The sequence below is a fragment of the Agrobacterium sp. LMR679 genome (assembly GCF_027157905.1).
Taxonomy (GTDB): Bacteria; Pseudomonadota; Alphaproteobacteria; order Rhizobiales; family Rhizobiaceae; genus Agrobacterium; species Agrobacterium leguminum.
This window is the reverse complement of the sequence record NZ_JAPVOJ010000003.1, coordinates 1-14662: the sequence shown is the minus strand read 5'-3', so window position 1 is coordinate 14662 and position 14662 is coordinate 1. Positions and strand designations below refer to the sequence as shown.

Sequence of the window (14662 nt, the reverse complement as noted above, 5' to 3'; positions counted from 1 at the left end):
GGAGCCAGTGGACAGGTTAGCGGGGCCGGTGGTCCGCCATTGGTACCGGCCCCGCATCGCCGCCCGCTGCGGGGAAGCGGGCGGCGATTGCTTCCGGCGCGTGGCGCGCCAGAATGCGAGAAAGGTAAGCGCCTGGGCGATGAGCAGCGGCGTGATCGATAGGGACCATTGCGCGATCGTCATTGCACGGTCCTCAGCGCTGGGCGGCGATAACGCGCGAGACTGAGCACCGGGCAGCCGCTATCGGCGTCCTCGAGGGCGCGGCGAGCCTCTACGAGCATTATGGTGCGTGCTGCCCGGGCGGCGATCGCGCCATGCAGATACGCCTCGATCTCGTCACTGGCGGCGCGCATTTCGCGCAGCTCGTCCTCGAGGCGCTTCATCAGCGCGTCCTGCACGCTGCCAAGGCGCTCGAGCTCGTGGATGGTTCTGTCTGCGCTCATGGTGCGTTCTCCTGCTCGATGAAGCGGGCGAAGATGTCCTCGATCTCAGCGAGTTCCTTTTTCGCCTTTACGAGCGTCGCTTTGGCAACGTCTTCTGCGATGTCGCTCATTTCGGAAGAAAGGAGTTCCATCGCTTGGTAATAGCCGCCCATGCCGTTTGCCCATGTTTGGATTACGCTGACGTTCGGCTCGTGCAGGATGGTGTCGCGGCTGGTAGGCTCCAGCCACTCGATTGCCTTCCGAAGATACTCGGCGCGGTTGGCGGAGGCGGCTACCCGGCTGGCGAAGGTTTTCATATCGCTCATGCGTTACCGCCTTTCTTCTTCTCCGCTCGAAGAATGCGGCGGGCGTGCGCGGCCGATTTGCGCAGCTCCTCCATGCGGTCATCCACCATAGCCAGAAGACGCTTTGCAGCGGCCGCCTTGTCGGGGAAGATGCCGAAGCCGTCATCCGTCTGCGTGACGCGCAGATTGTTGGGATCCACGCCAACGGAGATTGCAAAGCTCATCACGCTGGCGCGTGGTGGCGGCCGGTCCAGTCCGCAGATGCGGGCGGCAAGCCGGATGCCCAATGGCTCTGTCGACGTCGCGGGCTTCATTTCCTGTTTGTGCGCACCGCTCATGCTTCACCACCTTTCACGGCCGTCAGCTTCCGGTCTACAAGCGCCTCAATCTCGGTGAGCGGAATGCGGCCGCTGGCTACCTTGGTGAGTTCCGCGACGAACCACATACGCAGATCATTGTTGTAAGGTGCCAAATTAGCAAAGGTCGGGTAGGCCTTAATGAGCGTCTGCAGATGGAATTCGAGCTTGTCGAGATCGTGCCTGCATTCCACCTGCGTTGCGGGTTCCCGTGGCTCTATATCGACTTCTATGGCGATAAACTTCCAAATCGCGTAGGGTATAGTAGGCTCTGGCTTCGCAGCAGACAGCGCAGCTTCCAGCCTGTCTGCCAGTGCGCCGATGCGTTTGACCTCGTGATGGTCGCGAAGAACCTCAACGATGAGATCGCGCACGTTCTGTGCTGGAGTAGCCTCAAGAGCGCGGTGGATTGCGCTGAGAGCAAATTCCGCATCCTCGGCCTCGATAACGCTGCAACCCTTGTAAGTCAGGATGGGACGCCCGGCAGAGTTGTCGACTTTCCAGTCGCTCAATTGCATCTTCTGGTTCATGCGTCACCTCTGAGCTTCTGCAGGGCGAGACCGCCGCCAGTGGTGAGGGATATGTTCGGCACTCGGCCGCGCACGAGCTGCTTTTCCTCGAGCCGCCGGATGGTGGCCAGATTAAAGCGCTTGTTGCCAACCTGCAGGCGGCCATCGACGATGCGCTGCTGGCGGAAAAAGTCGATCGAGGCCAGTGCGTCTTTCTCTGCGCGCTCGAGGTTCTTGCGCGGATCCAGCACGGCCGGGTTTTCGGTGAGGGGCGTCATTGTCATGCCGGTTCCCCCTCCGCCAGCTGCTGCTGTATCTGCTTGACGTGGACAAGGTAATTTTCGCCCACCATCTCCTGATACATGCAGGCGGTCATCTCGATGGCCTTGATCGGCATCGTCTGAGCGGCCACGGACGCGTGGACCGAGACCTGGAACCGCGCCATGGCGATCATCAGCGTGGCAATCTCCGTGCCGCGCTGCAGTTCGGAATTGATGAAGTCGCCCATCCGCTCGGCGAAATCGCTGGCGGCGAAGCGTGCCAGGCACTGCTTGAAAGGATCGTCGCTGAATAGCGCCTCCTCGAAGCTCATGCCGTTTTTCAGGAACTCCATCTTGCTCATGCGCTTGCTCCCGCCGCATAGACGGCTGTGAGCTGGGCGCGGTCTACGTGGATCCGGACAAGGGATCCGGCCGTGCGCAATGCGTGGCCTTTGAGCTCGCCGTACTGGCGCAGCCATTTTTCCATGCTGTCACGGTACCAGCGCATGTTCTTCTGCCCGGGCAAAGGTGCCGGCATGCCATGGTTGATGATGAGGCTGTTGCGCTTGCGCAGGAAAGTGGCCCTTCCCAGGCCGAGCGCTTCGGCCACGTCTTCCGCCTCCATGAAGCGGTCATTCGAATTCTGGAGCATGTTTCGCGTCTCCCCATTGCTGAATTGCAATGCTGCAAATCAATAAGCGAAAATGCTTATTTGAGCAAGCGCATATTGCAAATCTGCTTAAGCGGTTTTGACGCGAGTGCGATTTTGGGAGCGCTCCTCAGTTTAGCGATTTGGAGCGCTCCTAAATTTAATGGACGATAAGTCATAAGCGCAAAAAGGAGCGCTCCTAAGTTTAATGACTTGGAGCGCTACTGAGTTTAAGACCTGCTATCCGAATTGCGACGTTCAGTGTTCCCAGCGGATCAGCCCGACGCGGACCCCGAGAATTGATATACGGTCTTCATCGACGTGCTCTGGTCGCCCGGGACCGAGCCGCATGCTGTGCGTCGTGATGAATGGTGCCTGATACAGCCGCATCACCATTTCGGCGCTGCCGCTCGCCAGATCCAAAATCTGTGCTAGCACCACGTCTCCGCTGCTGGCGCGGGCGTTCTGATCAATTATGGCTATATCGCCTGGCATTACGCCTATGCCGTCTAGGGCGGCACCCTTCATAACCCACGCCTCTATACCGTTCTTGCCAGCTTTGGCTGCGTCAACAGCCGCAATAACCCACTTCGGCCATTCGGTATTATCTTGCTTGAGAGGGATTGTGTCAGGCTCTGCGGTTCCGGATCTTGCGCGGCCCGGCATTTGGTGCGGGCGGAAGCCGGAGTAGCTGGCAACCTTTTCGAGTGACGTCTGGGTAATGCCGACCGAGTTGCTGTTGTCATTGATAAAGCGAGTTATCGTCGACGCCGCCATGCCTGAATTCAGGGCGAGCTGCGACGGCGACAGGTTTAAATGTCGTGCAATCGCTTTAAGCCATTCTTTTGTTTCGCGCTGATCAAGTGCCATGCGCGCAAAACTAATCCTGTGTGGTGCTAACGCAGTCACTAAAAAACACCTTGCGGAATAAGCAATTTCGCTTATCACATTAAGCAAATCAGTTGACAAGGTGATTTGCATGTTTTCCGACATTGAAGCGAGAAGGGCCGCAGCGGGCATAGATCAGAAGACGCTCTGTGAGCGCGCTGGTGTTCACGAGACGACCTACACGGCCCGGAAAAGCGGTCGTCGTACTCTCTCCGAGAGAACCATAAAGAAGCTCGACAGTGCGCTTGCCGAGCTCATCAGCGAAAAGCGCGCGGTGCTCGAGGAAATTCAGGACCCGGAGACGCGCCAATGAGCGAGCTCCCTCAACTCGCCCTTTCGATCATGCAGCCGTGGGCCTGGCTGATCGTCAACGGGCACAAAGATATTGAGAACCGCGACTGGCCTACCATAACGCGCGGCTGGGTGGCGATCCATGCCGGCAAGAGGCTTGACCGCGATTGCCATGAATATCTCGAGGCAGGCGTTCATCCTGTTTTGGGCCACCTCATGCGGTCGACCGACGGACCGATGAGCTACGATCCACCTGTTGATCTGGGAGGCATCGTAGGCGTCGCCGAGATCGTCGACTGCGTGCGATCCAGCGAAAGCGCATGGTTCGTCGGCAAATACGGCTTCGTCATCCGCAATGCCCGGCCGGTTGATTTCATTCCGGTGCGCGGCCAGCTCGGCTTTTTCGAGTGGCGCAAGAACCTGCCGGTGGCGCCATGATCCTTGCCGAAGACTGGATCCAGCAGCTGGACGAAAACGCCGACGAACTGGGGTTGACTGACACTATGGTTTGCATGGGCGGCAAGCCGCCGGCGGAGTTTGCCGAGAACCGCGCCTTTCACCTGCAACTGATCGACGATCTCGCTGCAGAGGCGAAGCGGCGCGAATGGCCGGGGGCGCAATTCTGCTTCTACATGCGCCGTGACGGCTTCGTTTCCATCTACATCGCGCCTTCGAAGGGCGGCGAATTGACCTTGTCCGGTCTCGCGGAACACCGCGAGGCCCAGAAAAAAAACCGCGACCAGCAAGCCGCCCGAACTGGTGGCGCTCGTCTGAAATGTCCACGCCGGTTTGTATTGCGTCCGGCCTTTGCTTGCAGGGGCTGATAATGAATTCTGTCGCCGAAATAGATCTGGCGATCAAATCCGCAGGGCTCGCCGAGTGCGAGGTGTTGCGCGCCGCCGGCGTCGCATCGCGGTATCTATACGCTATCCGGACCGGGATCCGGCCGCTCACGCCGCGCACCGTCAACCGCGTGCGCCTGGCGATCGCGCAGCTGAAACGCCAGCGGGATCTCGAGGCGAAGGGCAGGGATCTGGAACTGCGGTTTCCGGAGCGTTCCTCTGCCATCCGGTCTTATCGCCTAGCTGTGGCGCTGGTGGCGCACAAGGCCAATGTGCAGCCGGGTTTCATCCTCGCCGCCGATCCTTCCAGGCGCGCGACGGCCGACGAACAATGGATGCGGGCAACCAGGCTGCGCCGGCTCGCGATCTACATCACCGTAACGTACCTCGATATCCCGCAGGCGGACATGGCCCGCGCCCTTGGCGTGAGCAAGGCCACCGTTTCGCTTTTGCTGAAAGAGCTCGGCGACGAACGCGAGCGGCCGGAGATCGAGGCGGCGCTGGCCTATGTCGAGGAGGCGTTTCAGTCATGAACGGGAACGCGCGGAAAGATCGTATCCGGAATTTGCTTTGGGAACGGCAGGGCGGCCTTTGCTGCTAGCGAAAAGCCCATGGCCGGCCTCGATACGCCCAGCGCGGCGGAGGCGAAACGGCTCAACATTCCGAAAAATCAGGTGCCGAACCGGCGCGTGACGCTGGAGCATCTGCAGCGCCGTGCCGATGGTGGCGGCGGCAACCGCGACAACCTCGCCGTGGCCTGCAAGGGCTGCAATTCCGCGCGCGGCCGCACCGACTGGCTGACTTACAAATCCATCCAGATGGGGGAGATTTCGCCATGAGCTGGGAATTCAAGCCGGGCATGCGCGTGGTGTGTGTCTCCCCTTACGATACGCCGCAACAGATTGAACTGGCAGTCCGCCACGGCATCACAACTCCGAAAAAGGGTGTTGTATATACACTCCGCTCTGTTCATCCGCCGGAAAATTTGGCTGACGGCAGCGGAACGGCACTCCCATTGCTTTTGCGTGAGATCGTCAATCCGACAGTTCCATACATTGACGGCTCGCTGCGCGAACCGGCATTCGCATCGACCCGCTTCCGGCCGCTGGATGAAAGCCGTCTCGATGTGTTCCGCAATCTGCTGGTGGACCTCCCGAAAGAGGAGGAGCTGGCGTGACGATTGCACCAATCAGACCGATGCGCGTTCTTGTCGCTTGCGAATATTCGGGAACGGTGCGGCGCGCTTTTGCGGCGCGCGGGCACGATGCGTGGTCCTGTGATCTCCTGCCCGCAGATGATCGAAGCAACCGGCATATCATCGGCGATGCTCGCGATTATCTCAATGACGATTGGGATTTGCTCATCGTCGCTCATCCGCCATGCACCCGTCTTTGTAATGCCGGTATCACCTGGCTAACCACTCCGCCAAAGGGCAAGACGATCGAGCAAATGTGGGGCGAGCTCGACGAAGCTGCGACATTGTTTTCGGACTTTTGGAACGCACCTATCGCCCGAATTGCCATTGAAAACCCCGTCATGCACCGCCACGCCAAGAGGCGAATTGTCGGTTACCTGCCGCCCGCCCAGATCATAGCGCCCTGGCAGTTCGGCGAACCGCTTCAGAAGAAAGTTTGCCTTTGGCTGAAAGGGCTTCCGGCTCTTTCTCCAACCAAGGTAGTTCAGCTTCCCGAGCCTGAATATTGCATTCGCCGCTCCGGATCCCGGGCGGGTCAGCCATACCGATATTATTTCCATCAGGGAAAGAGCGGTCATGAGCGTTCGCGCTTTTCCCTGGGATTGCGGATGCGATGGCAGATCAATGGGGCGGCGACATTCTCAATGAGGTCGCAGCATGAACCGTTCCGATACCTCCGAAATCAAACAGGCGCTGAAAGACCGCATCGAAAGCCTATGCCAGCGCCTGCTGCCCACCGGCAAGAGGGAAGGGCGGCTTTGGGTTTCTCACAATCCCATCACCAATGATTTCCACCAGACGCCGGAGCTCAAGATCGCGCTCGATCGAGATCCCGGCGCTTGAAGGATTGGCGCACCGGCGAAAAGGGCGATGTTCTCGGCTTGGTGCAGTATCTGACTGGCGGAGATTTCCGCGCGGCCATGGACTGGTCGCGTGATTTTCTCGGGCTGCGCTCGATGACGGCCGAGCAGCGCCAGGACATGAAGCGCCGGGCCGATGACGAGCGCCGCAAGGCAGAGGCCCGGGCGGAAGCCGACCGGCTCAAGCGCATGGGTAAGGCCGAGCAGGTCTGGAACAGCGGTTACCAGGATGGCGCGCGATCGACGGCCGAAGCCCATGCCCGGGCATACTTCGCCGCACGCGGCTGCCCGATCGACGACATTCCGAACCGCGACATGCAGACATTCCGTTTCTCGGCCGCCCAGGAATATTGGAAGCGGGCACAGTTCCGCCATGAAAACGGCCGGCGCATCAAGGTGCAGGACGGCCCGAAGTTTCCGGCCGTGCTTTCGGCCATGCGGATGCCTACCGGCCAGATCTCGGCCGTGCACATGACATTCCTTTCGCCGCTCGGGCCGCAAAAGCTGCCGGTGACCGGCGATGAAACCGCAAAAATTATGTTCGGCGAGGCGCGCGGCGCGATGATCCGCATCAGTCACGGGCCGGAAGGCGAGCCGCCGGAAACTGCCACGCGGCCTTTTCCGCTGATCCTCTGCGAAGGCGTCGAAGACGGGCTTTCTCTTGCGCTTGCCATTCCCGAAGCCCGCGTGTGGGCGGCCGGGTCGCTCGGCGCCATGGCGTCAGCCCCAGTGTGGTTGCCATGCGTCAGCTCCATCATCGTTGCCCGCGACAATGACTGGGAAAAGAAAACCGCCGTCAAGCAATTCGAACGGGTGATGGAGGAGCTTTCGCGCGCGGACAAGCCGCTGACCGAGATGACCAGCCACCTGGGCAAAGATTTCAACGACCTGATGAAAGGGGAAGATGATGACGAATGAAAAATTCGGCAATGGTGCCGGGCAGTTGTTGGCCGTGAAGGCGGAGAACGGCGTTCTGTCCATATCGATCGGCGTCGCGCTGATGGCCTGGGCCGTCCAGAACGCGCCGGAATGGCCGCAAGAGTTTTTCATTACAGATCTTCGGGATTTTTCCCGCGAAATGGTGTGGCAGCTGCAGCGCGAAAGCGAGGATGGCACGACGCCTGTTCATCGCATGCTCGATCATGCCGCTAACGAAGTTCTTGAGCAGGGCGGTGATGGCGTCGACGAAGGCGACGTTGAGACAGGGCTAGCTTTGGCAAAACCGTATCTTGATGCGCCGGTCGGCGACACAGATCCCGCTCCCGCAGCGGCCGCAGAACATAGCTGGTTCTCGAAAGCCGCCCTCGATGTGACGGCGGAACGTCGCCGGCAGATCGAGGCGGAAGGCTGGGGCAACGTGCATGATGACGGTCACACGAATTTCGAGTTGAGCAAAGCGGCCGTTGCCTACGCCCAGCGTGCTGCGATGACCCATGATGTTCGCATACTTGAGGAGGAGCGCAATCACGTCCCGAGCATGTGGCCGTGGTCCCGCACCTGGTGGAAGCCGAAAGACCGGCGTGCAGATCTCGTTCGCGCGGCCGCGCTCCTCATCGCCGAAATCGAGCGCCTCGATCGTGCGGAGGCAAGTTCGTGAGCGAGATCGGTCACAACATTGAAGCTTCTGAGACCGTTGCGGCCGCCGAGCTGCGCCAGTTCGTCGAGCGCTTCGAGCGCCTCGAGGAGGAGGGCAAGGCCATCAATGCCGACAAGGCTGATGTTCTCAACGAGGCCCACGGGCGCGGCTACAACAAAAAAGCAATCAAAACCATCGTCCGTCTTCGCGCCAAGGATCCCAATCAGCGGATTGAGGAGGAGACGATTTTGCAGACCTACATGGCCGCGCTGGGCATGGAGTAACCACAAGGAGAAAGAGCATGTCGAAACGTAAAGGGCAGACCAATGGAAGCAGGACACGAAACAAAACTTCGTCGGCAGCAAGCGGAAATGCGCCTGAGATCGATGCTGCAGGCGCAGCTCTATCAGCTGACAGCGCGGCCTTGGACACCGCGCCGCTCGTGGATGGAACTAATGGCGTCGACGGCGCTGCAGAAGGCAAGGGGCTGAGCGATGGCGGGCGGCAAGAGCTATCGGGGCTGGAAGCCGGCGAAGGCGCAACACCAGGCGCTGACGCCAAAACAGCCGATACCAGCGGCGAAATCGTTTCGGGCGATATCGGCGATGGATCCGGTTCCGGACCAATCGAAAATGACGGCGACGCAAGCGCTGATGGTGCAGCGGATGGCGGGCAGGACGTCCCCGTTTCCGGAGAAGCCAACGACCAGGCCGGAAGTGTTGGAGGGAAATCCTGCCTCCGGAAACGATGGAAGAGAAGATGATGAAGGCGGCGAAGGAGCACAGTCGCGTCTGCAGCGACGCAATGGACGCCTTTACCTACGCCATGATGAGAAGAGCGGCTCGTTAAGCTCGGGCAACGTCGCCGGTATCTCGGATGATCTGAAAGCCGCGCTCAATCGTTTTGGGTTCACCAGCGTCGAAGCGGTTGCCTCAGCTTATTGCCATGCCCGCGTCGGCGAAAGTTTCCTGAAGGCCATTGAGGTAATCCGGGAACACGACGGACCTTTCAAGGACTGGGCACCGGCGAATGATCCGGTCGAGATCATTCACGATCTTTATGCCGCCCTCGAGCATGCGCGGGAAAAGGCGGCCGCTGCGCCGGCGCTGGATCCGGAGGGCAGCCCGGCCAGCAGCGAAGCGCCTCCGGAAGCTGATAGCTGCCCGGTTTGCGATGTTCTCTTCAAGCCGGATGATATGTGCGCGATCGATATTGAAATGGGAACCTGCCACGCCGAGTGCCTGGACGGAACTCCTGTCGTCGATCTCGATACCGGAGAGCCTTCTAGCGGGCCGGTTCTCACGTTCCGATACGACGACGAAAAAGTGAACTGGCCAGCGCGTCACCTCTCCATAGTGATGCGTTGACGGACGCCATCCATGATGCGGCTATTTTCGCTGGGGCCTATACGCCGGAGAATTTTCCGGCAAGTCAGCTTGACCCGGAATTCTGGCGGAAATGCAATCCCGACGACATCATCATGCATGTTGCAGATGATGCCTTCCGCAGCGTGCACGCCAACATCGAGGTCATCGGCGCGATCCTTACTGGCGGCGCTCCGCTTGAGGGCTCGGCGTTCTCTTATGAGGCAGCAAAGATCTGCAGGATTTCATCCGCAAGATCGGCCGGCGCGCCACTCCGGAAATCCTCGCGCAGCAGCTCGTCATCACCAAGCATCGCCAGTCGGCCGAGCTGACGCCGGCGGAGCATATCGGCCTGAAAACTTTCATTGCCGTTCTGCTTGATCTCGACGATTACGCCGCGGTTGAAAAGAAGCGCCTCGAGGATCTGGCGGCCGAGAAGCCGACGCCCAGACCCGTGCCGATCGAGGACACCACGATGGAGACCGTCGACGATCCGATGGCCACCCACTGAGCCTGCCTATCAACAGGCCCGGTAATGGTGCCGGGCCACCACAAGGAGAAATGCAGTGACGCAGGATTATTATGGGACGAAACGAGGTGCAAGCCTGGCCGCAGGAAAAGGACGGTCAGAGCGGCTACGCTGTGAAATACAGCGACGGTTATATCTCATGGTCGCCGAAGGACGTGTTTGAGAGCGCATACAAGCCGGTGACCTGCATGAACTTCGGCCATGCGGTCGAAGCGCTGAAATCTGGCCATCGTGTCGCGCGCGCCGGCTGGAATGGCAAAAACATGTTCCTCGTCCTAGTGCCGGGGTCCACCGGGCTGACCGTCGACGAGGGCCGGCCGCTGGCCAAGGCAGGCGTGCCTGTCGGTACTGTTTTTGACTACCTCCCTCATATCGACATGTTCACCACAACGGGTTCTTTCGTGCCGTGGCTGGCGTCCCAAACCGATATGCTTGCCGAAGACTGGATGATCGTCAGCGCGGCCTAAACACTACCCGCCGCGCCTGCGACCCGGTGCGGCGGCTTCCTCTCATTCATGCGGGCAGTTATGGCAAGAAAACCGAAAATTCAGGGTGGTATCCAAGGCATTCGCGCGCAGTTCCTGGACGCGCAGCAGGTGCTGGACGAGAAGAAAGAGCTTTTCGATCCGGACGCCAACCTACTGCGCAACGGCATCAAGGCCGGCCAGTGGGAAGGTGCGCCGCACCACAACATGCCGCCCGATTGCCCGATTACTGTTCTGGGCAAGAAGGGTGAGACGATCTATGTCATCAACGCGATCGGCGAGCTCGAGGAGATTACCCGCCACGATCTGCCCACGCTGTTGCGGATTTTCTCCCCGTTCGTGAACTATGTGTTCTGGGCATGGCCGGCTTGGTCGAAAGCCAAGGGCGAACCCGGCAGCGAAGGTTATGTTCCGCCGAAGGTCGAGCGCGTGCAACGCGACCAGGCCTGGACAGCGATCATAGGCGAGGCCGGCCGGAAGGGCCTGTTCGATCCCCAGAACAATGTGCGCGGCCGTGGCGGCTGGAAGGCGCAGGACAAATTCATCTGGCATAGCGGCAAGCACCTGTTTTCCGTCGACGTGAAAGCCGACAGGGATCAGCGCGCGATCGACTGGCAGCTGCAGGCGGCCAAGCCCGGCGACTATGACGGCTATTTCTACGCCCAGGACAACGACACCCCTGCACCCTTGGCAGACGCATATCGGCGTCAATGACAGCCCGGCGCATATCATCCTGCAGGATCTGCAGAGCTGGAAATGGGAGCGGCCTTATATCGATCCGATTTTCTTCCTGGGCTGGGTCGGCTCGGCGTTTCTCTCCGGCGCACTCGACGTGCGCCCGATCCTGTTCACAATGGGTGGTGCCGGCACGGGTAAATCGACCCTGCACGGGATCCTGCGGGCGCTTTTCGGATCCGCGCTTTATTCGACCGCCAACACAACGGCCGCCGGTATCTATCAGAACATCCGGCAGGACAGCCGGCCGGTTGCAGTCGATGAATTCGAACGCAAGGCGCAGGGCCAGAAAGAGCAGGCCATCATCGAGCTTGCCCGCCAGTCCTATTCCGGTGCCAAGGGCTATCGCGGCGGTGCGAACGGCGACGGCACAGAATTCGAATTGCGCTCGAGCTTCATTTTCTCGGCGATCCTGCATCCACACCTTGGCGTCCAGGACCGCACCCGCATGATCATTCTGAACCTCAATGCGCTCGATAAAGACGCCAACGCCAAGCAGCCGCTGATCAAGGAAGAGTGGGGCCGTATGATCCTCCGACAGATCATGGACGGATATCACGATTTCCATTTGCATATCCTGCCGAAGTGGCGGCAGATACTTTCCGATCGCCGCCTTGCACTGGATCCGCGCGCGATCGATACCTACGGCACGGTGTTGGCCTGTGCCGAGCTCCTGGTGGGAGAGCAGGGGCTTGTCGATGCCGGCATGCATCAGGATCCAACGGCCGATGGTGTTCGCCTCGATATCGATATGCTGGTGGAAACGCTCGAGGCCGCAACGTCGGCCGACAGAGCCGAACAGATGCCTAAATGGCAGGAAGTCATTGAAAAGATCATGGGCGCGAAAGTGGACGCCTACAAGGCCGGCGAGCGGCAGACGGTGGGCGGCATCATTGAGGCGCTGGAAAATGACCAGCGTTCCGACATGCTCATCGAGGATGCCCGCGCCCGCCTGGCGCTGATCGGTCTCGGCCTGCGCGAGAAGGGTAAGCCCTGGAGGGTATGCGTTGGCGATCCCGCACGCTGACGACAACCTGAACCGTGTTTTCGCAGATAGCGAATTCAATCATGGCGGCTGGACGCTGGCGCTTAAACAGGCTCCTCAAACGATCGTGCCGCGCGAGCTCTCAAAGGCCGACAAGACTGTGAAGATCAACCGCCTGGCCAAAACCGTCACGCTCGTCGATCTGGCCGGCTATGATGCCTGGATGGATAGCTCGGGATGAAGAAGCGCTGCCCTCACGCTGATATCCGTTTCTGCCCGCTGTATCACGCCGCTCACATGGAGGGCGGTTTTGGGTGCGATGACGGCCGGCTGGACGAGGGCGGCTGCGCCGTGTCGCGTGGATGGTCCTACGCCCGCGCCCTTGCCCGCCTCAATGCCGCCATGCCGCGCATCGTAGCCGAGCTGCGATGGAAGAGGAGGCGGCAGAGGGCCGCCTGCAGCGCGACAGAAACATGCGATTGCTGGGGCTGCATTAGCGCTCGGCACATCCCTGCCATGTGGCCCGCTGGAGCGATCCGGCGGGCCTTTCTATTTCTACCAGCGTGATATCGGCCGTTGCGGCCGCCTCGGCCTTCCTGTCGCCTGGGAGAACGAATGTCACGCTGATGCGCCGGTTGCCGCATCGAGGACAGCGCAACCTGCCGGCGATGCTTGCCAGCGGAAATCCCGGCCGCGTGTCGCAACCAGCGTCATCATGTCCAGATCATAGCGCCATTCGCATTTCAGCGCCGCGTGGCCGAGATCCACACGACCGTCCACACAGCGTGCGAACAGCTGCCAATCCGCGTTGAATGCTTCTCCGATCGTCTCAACCATGGGCGACTGAATTACCAGAACAGAATGAGAACATCAATTCACATTCGTTAACCCACACCCTGTCCTTATTGCGTCATTCCCTTCCGCCTTGCCCCTCCCGCATTTAACTCTTTCACCCCCGCCCCGTGACTTTAAAGCGGTGTCCGCGCCGCCGCATTGAACTGCGATTGGAGAGAGGCGACACGAGAAAAGGAATGCCGTGGCCAATCGCTACGAGAGGTTGGAGCAAGTGAGGCGCGGACGGTGCCAGCGCCTGCCGTTGCAGCCTGTTCACGGCCTATGCCTCCGCTTCGCTCCAGCCTTGTGGCCGCTCACCACGATATGCCGGGAAAATCCCGGCGCTGGCACTTAACACGGGGAATGCGTCATAGCGTGAACGTTGCGGGGCTTGTCTGCCCTGCCGGGTGCGGGTGGTTACCAGCAGTTACCATTAGGTTGGCGGCAGAGTAACCGCGATAAATCAACAAAATCAGAGGCTTGTAATGTCGGTTGGCGAGTTACCCATATATTGCACCCTTTTACGCGCGCGCGTGTATACGCGTAGATGGTGATTTGATGGTAACCGGGTAACCGGTAGGTATATGTTCCTGTTTTCTTGCGGAAATGCGGTTGGAAAATCGGTTACCACCGGTTGGCGAAAGCCGCATCCGGTAACCGGAATAAACAAATAGGAAATAGCTGGTGAGCGACGAAACCGAGCAAAATCAGGGGCTTCAGTGGCACACACGCCGCGAAATTTCGCCGGAGCGCGCCGCGAAAGTCGGATCGATGGCGGCGATGACGGAAACTGTCATGGCCGGCCTCGCCCAGTCCATCGCGGGCGAGCGCGAGGAACCCGCGCAGCAATCCCTCTTGCTTGCCGATCCTGACGGCGAGAACTGCCTATTCGCCGGTCCGGTCAAACACGTCGCGTCAATCATGGATGCCGCCAAGCGGGCGAGGGGAGGCCGAAAGGCTCCCAGAACCGCCGTTCCACCGATCTGGCGAACTACCTGCTATCCATGGGCTATCGCGATCCGGCCTTGAACCTCGCTGACCTGGCCAACTCAATCCGGTGGCGCTTGCCGCCGAGCTGGCCTGTCTCCCGACCTTCGAAGGTGCTACGCCAGAACAGGCGATGGAAGCGGCGGTGCGGACTGGCGTGCTCGACCGCGACCAGGTGTTCAAGATGATGAGCAAGGCATACGACATGATCGAGGATGCCAACGCCGAGCTCATGCCGTTCTTCCATGCCAAGCGACCGCAGGAAGTCCATGTCAAGAAACCAAACTCGGCGTCATGTTCATCGGCGAAATGCCGACCGAACGGCCAGCCGAAGGCGCGGCGCTGGACCTGACGCGGGTAGACGCACCGAGCGAAAAAGATCAATGAAATCAATGTCCGTTCGTGCGACTTCGAGGGCTTGCGACATATCTATAGATAACCATCTGAAATCATTGATGCCGCAACTGATCGTAAATCAGTAGGCAGGTTTGGTTTCCGGCCTCGCGTGCGCGGAAAACCGGCTGGCCTCCCGCCCGTGGTGGGGGTGGCTCATGCGGACGCGGGCATACGCCCGCGACTTCGGTTTGAAA

27 protein-coding genes and 1 pseudogene are annotated in these 14662 nt (G+C 60.0%); 18 read left to right on the top strand and 10 right to left on the bottom strand.

Annotated elements, in window-relative coordinates:
• Window positions 1-179: 179 nt before the first annotated feature.
• The 8 genes from O3W47_RS25105 to O3W47_RS25070 all read right to left on the bottom strand — a co-directional run bounded on the left by O3W47_RS25105 (window position 180) and on the right by O3W47_RS25070 (window position 3482).
• Complete coding sequence (locus O3W47_RS25105; protein WP_269313772.1) at window positions 180-443, bottom strand: hypothetical protein; 264 nt, start codon at window positions 441-443, stop codon at window positions 180-182.
• Entirely contained in the window at window positions 440-748 is a 309-nt protein-coding gene (locus O3W47_RS25100) for a hypothetical protein (RefSeq protein ID WP_269313771.1), read from the bottom strand. The genes O3W47_RS25105 and O3W47_RS25100 overlap by 4 nt, the downstream gene beginning before the upstream one ends.
• Window positions 745-1065: a hypothetical protein gene (locus O3W47_RS25095; protein ID WP_269313770.1), complete on the bottom strand. Its 321-nt coding sequence runs from the start codon at window positions 1063-1065 to the stop codon at window positions 745-747. The genes O3W47_RS25100 and O3W47_RS25095 overlap by 4 nt, the downstream gene beginning before the upstream one ends.
• Window positions 1062-1613, bottom strand: coding sequence for a hypothetical protein (locus tag O3W47_RS25090; RefSeq protein WP_269313769.1), 552 nt, complete (start codon window positions 1611-1613; stop codon window positions 1062-1064). Before O3W47_RS25090 ends, O3W47_RS25095 begins: the two co-directional genes overlap by 4 nt.
• A complete protein-coding gene (locus O3W47_RS25085) occupies window positions 1610-1876 on the bottom strand; it encodes a hypothetical protein (RefSeq protein WP_269313768.1) in 267 nt (88 codons plus the stop codon). The genes O3W47_RS25090 and O3W47_RS25085 overlap by 4 nt, the downstream gene beginning before the upstream one ends.
• Complete coding sequence (locus O3W47_RS25080) at window positions 1873-2214, bottom strand: hypothetical protein (protein ID WP_269313767.1); 342 nt, start codon at window positions 2212-2214, stop codon at window positions 1873-1875. The genes O3W47_RS25085 and O3W47_RS25080 overlap by 4 nt, the downstream gene beginning before the upstream one ends.
• Window positions 2211-2504, bottom strand: a complete 294-nt coding sequence (locus O3W47_RS25075; protein ID WP_269313766.1) for a helix-turn-helix transcriptional regulator — start codon at window positions 2502-2504, stop codon at window positions 2211-2213. The genes O3W47_RS25080 and O3W47_RS25075 overlap by 4 nt, the downstream gene beginning before the upstream one ends.
• Window positions 2505-2759: 255 nt before the next feature.
• Window positions 2760-3482 (bottom strand): LexA family protein, encoded by a 723-nt coding sequence (locus tag O3W47_RS25070; protein WP_269313765.1) that lies wholly within the window; start codon window positions 3480-3482, stop codon window positions 2760-2762.
• On the opposite strand from O3W47_RS25070, the gene O3W47_RS25065 reads away from it, so the two are divergent.
• From O3W47_RS25065 to O3W47_RS25010, 12 genes and pseudogenes are all read left to right on the top strand, one after another.
• Window positions 3481-3702, top strand: a complete 222-nt coding sequence (locus O3W47_RS25065; protein ID WP_269313764.1) for a helix-turn-helix domain-containing protein — start codon at window positions 3481-3483, stop codon at window positions 3700-3702. The two genes, O3W47_RS25070 and O3W47_RS25065, sit on opposite strands and share 2 nt — an antisense overlap.
• Window positions 3699-4118 carry an ASCH domain-containing protein gene (locus O3W47_RS25060; RefSeq protein ID WP_269313763.1) on the top strand — a complete coding sequence of 140 codons (420 nt, stop codon included), beginning with the start codon at window positions 3699-3701 and terminating at the stop codon, window positions 4116-4118. Before O3W47_RS25065 ends, O3W47_RS25060 begins: the two co-directional genes overlap by 4 nt.
• Window positions 4115-4504: a hypothetical protein gene (locus O3W47_RS25055; RefSeq protein WP_269314904.1), complete on the top strand. Its 390-nt coding sequence runs from the start codon at window positions 4115-4117 to the stop codon at window positions 4502-4504. Before O3W47_RS25060 ends, O3W47_RS25055 begins: the two co-directional genes overlap by 4 nt.
• 2 nt (window positions 4505-4506) lie before the next feature.
• Window positions 4507-5055, top strand: coding sequence for a hypothetical protein (locus O3W47_RS25050; RefSeq protein ID WP_269313761.1), 549 nt, complete (start codon window positions 4507-4509; stop codon window positions 5053-5055).
• Between the two features lie 78 nt (window positions 5056-5133).
• Window positions 5134-5361: an HNH endonuclease gene (locus O3W47_RS25045; protein WP_269313760.1), complete on the top strand. Its 228-nt coding sequence runs from the start codon at window positions 5134-5136 to the stop codon at window positions 5359-5361.
• A complete protein-coding gene (locus O3W47_RS25040; RefSeq protein ID WP_269313759.1) occupies window positions 5358-5699 on the top strand; it encodes a hypothetical protein in 342 nt (113 codons plus the stop codon). The genes O3W47_RS25045 and O3W47_RS25040 overlap by 4 nt, the downstream gene beginning before the upstream one ends.
• Window positions 5700-5719: 20 nt before the next feature.
• Window positions 5720-6378, top strand: a pseudogene (locus O3W47_RS25035) (hypothetical protein).
• The gene (locus O3W47_RS25415; RefSeq protein WP_269314903.1) at window positions 6375-6560 is read left to right on the top strand and encodes a hypothetical protein; all 186 of its coding nucleotides are present in this window, start codon (window positions 6375-6377) and stop codon (window positions 6558-6560) included. Before O3W47_RS25035 ends, O3W47_RS25415 begins: the two are co-directional and overlap by 4 nt.
• Window positions 6557-7495, top strand: a complete 939-nt coding sequence (locus O3W47_RS25025; protein ID WP_269314902.1) for a toprim domain-containing protein — start codon at window positions 6557-6559, stop codon at window positions 7493-7495. Before O3W47_RS25415 ends, O3W47_RS25025 begins: the two co-directional genes overlap by 4 nt.
• Window positions 7485-8174, top strand: coding sequence for a hypothetical protein (locus tag O3W47_RS25020; RefSeq protein WP_269314901.1), 690 nt, complete (start codon window positions 7485-7487; stop codon window positions 8172-8174). The genes O3W47_RS25025 and O3W47_RS25020 overlap by 11 nt, the downstream gene beginning before the upstream one ends.
• Before the next feature lie 5 nt (window positions 8175-8179).
• Window positions 8180-8437, top strand: a complete 258-nt coding sequence (locus O3W47_RS25015; RefSeq protein ID WP_269314824.1) for a DUF2312 domain-containing protein — start codon at window positions 8180-8182, stop codon at window positions 8435-8437.
• 210 nt (window positions 8438-8647) lie between these two features.
• Entirely contained in the window at window positions 8648-9520 is an 873-nt protein-coding gene (locus O3W47_RS25010) for a hypothetical protein (protein ID WP_269314900.1), read from the top strand.
• 214 nt (window positions 9521-9734) lie between these two features.
• On the opposite strand, the gene O3W47_RS25005 is transcribed toward O3W47_RS25010, so the two are convergent.
• On the bottom strand, window positions 9735-10025 hold the full coding sequence (locus O3W47_RS25005) for a hypothetical protein (RefSeq protein WP_269314899.1): 291 nt from the start codon (window positions 10023-10025) through the stop codon (window positions 9735-9737).
• 89 nt (window positions 10026-10114) lie between these two features.
• Between O3W47_RS25005 and O3W47_RS25000 the strand changes: the two genes are divergently transcribed.
• Genes O3W47_RS25000 through O3W47_RS24985 form a run of 4 tightly spaced genes read left to right on the top strand, consistent with a single transcriptional unit; the run spans window position 10115 to window position 12492 of the window.
• On the top strand, window positions 10115-10513 hold the full coding sequence (locus O3W47_RS25000) for a DUF2829 domain-containing protein (protein WP_269314898.1): 399 nt from the start codon (window positions 10115-10117) through the stop codon (window positions 10511-10513).
• Window positions 10514-10573: 60 nt separating this feature from the next.
• Window positions 10574-11245, top strand: a complete 672-nt coding sequence (locus O3W47_RS24995; protein WP_269314897.1) for a hypothetical protein — start codon at window positions 10574-10576, stop codon at window positions 11243-11245.
• Window positions 11175-12293, top strand: coding sequence for a hypothetical protein (locus tag O3W47_RS24990; RefSeq protein WP_269314896.1), 1119 nt, complete (start codon window positions 11175-11177; stop codon window positions 12291-12293). Before O3W47_RS24995 ends, O3W47_RS24990 begins: the two co-directional genes overlap by 71 nt.
• Window positions 12274-12492, top strand: coding sequence for a hypothetical protein (locus tag O3W47_RS24985; RefSeq protein ID WP_269314895.1), 219 nt, complete (start codon window positions 12274-12276; stop codon window positions 12490-12492). Before O3W47_RS24990 ends, O3W47_RS24985 begins: the two co-directional genes overlap by 20 nt.
• A 377-nt stretch (window positions 12493-12869) precedes the next feature.
• Here O3W47_RS24985 and O3W47_RS24980 read toward each other — a convergent pair whose 3' ends face one another.
• Entirely contained in the window at window positions 12870-13088 is a 219-nt protein-coding gene (locus O3W47_RS24980; RefSeq protein WP_269314894.1) for a hypothetical protein, read from the bottom strand.
• A 681-nt stretch (window positions 13089-13769) separates the two neighbouring features.
• Between O3W47_RS24980 and O3W47_RS24975 the strand changes: the two genes are divergently transcribed.
• Together O3W47_RS24975 and O3W47_RS24970 are read left to right on the top strand one after the other, a co-directional pair.
• Window positions 13770-14114, top strand: a complete 345-nt coding sequence (locus O3W47_RS24975; protein ID WP_269314893.1) for a hypothetical protein — start codon at window positions 13770-13772, stop codon at window positions 14112-14114.
• 28 nt (window positions 14115-14142) lie between these two features.
• Window positions 14143-14424 carry a hypothetical protein gene (locus O3W47_RS24970; protein ID WP_269314892.1) on the top strand — a complete coding sequence of 94 codons (282 nt, stop codon included), beginning with the start codon at window positions 14143-14145 and terminating at the stop codon, window positions 14422-14424.
• The last annotated feature ends 238 nt before the right edge of the window (window positions 14425-14662 follow it).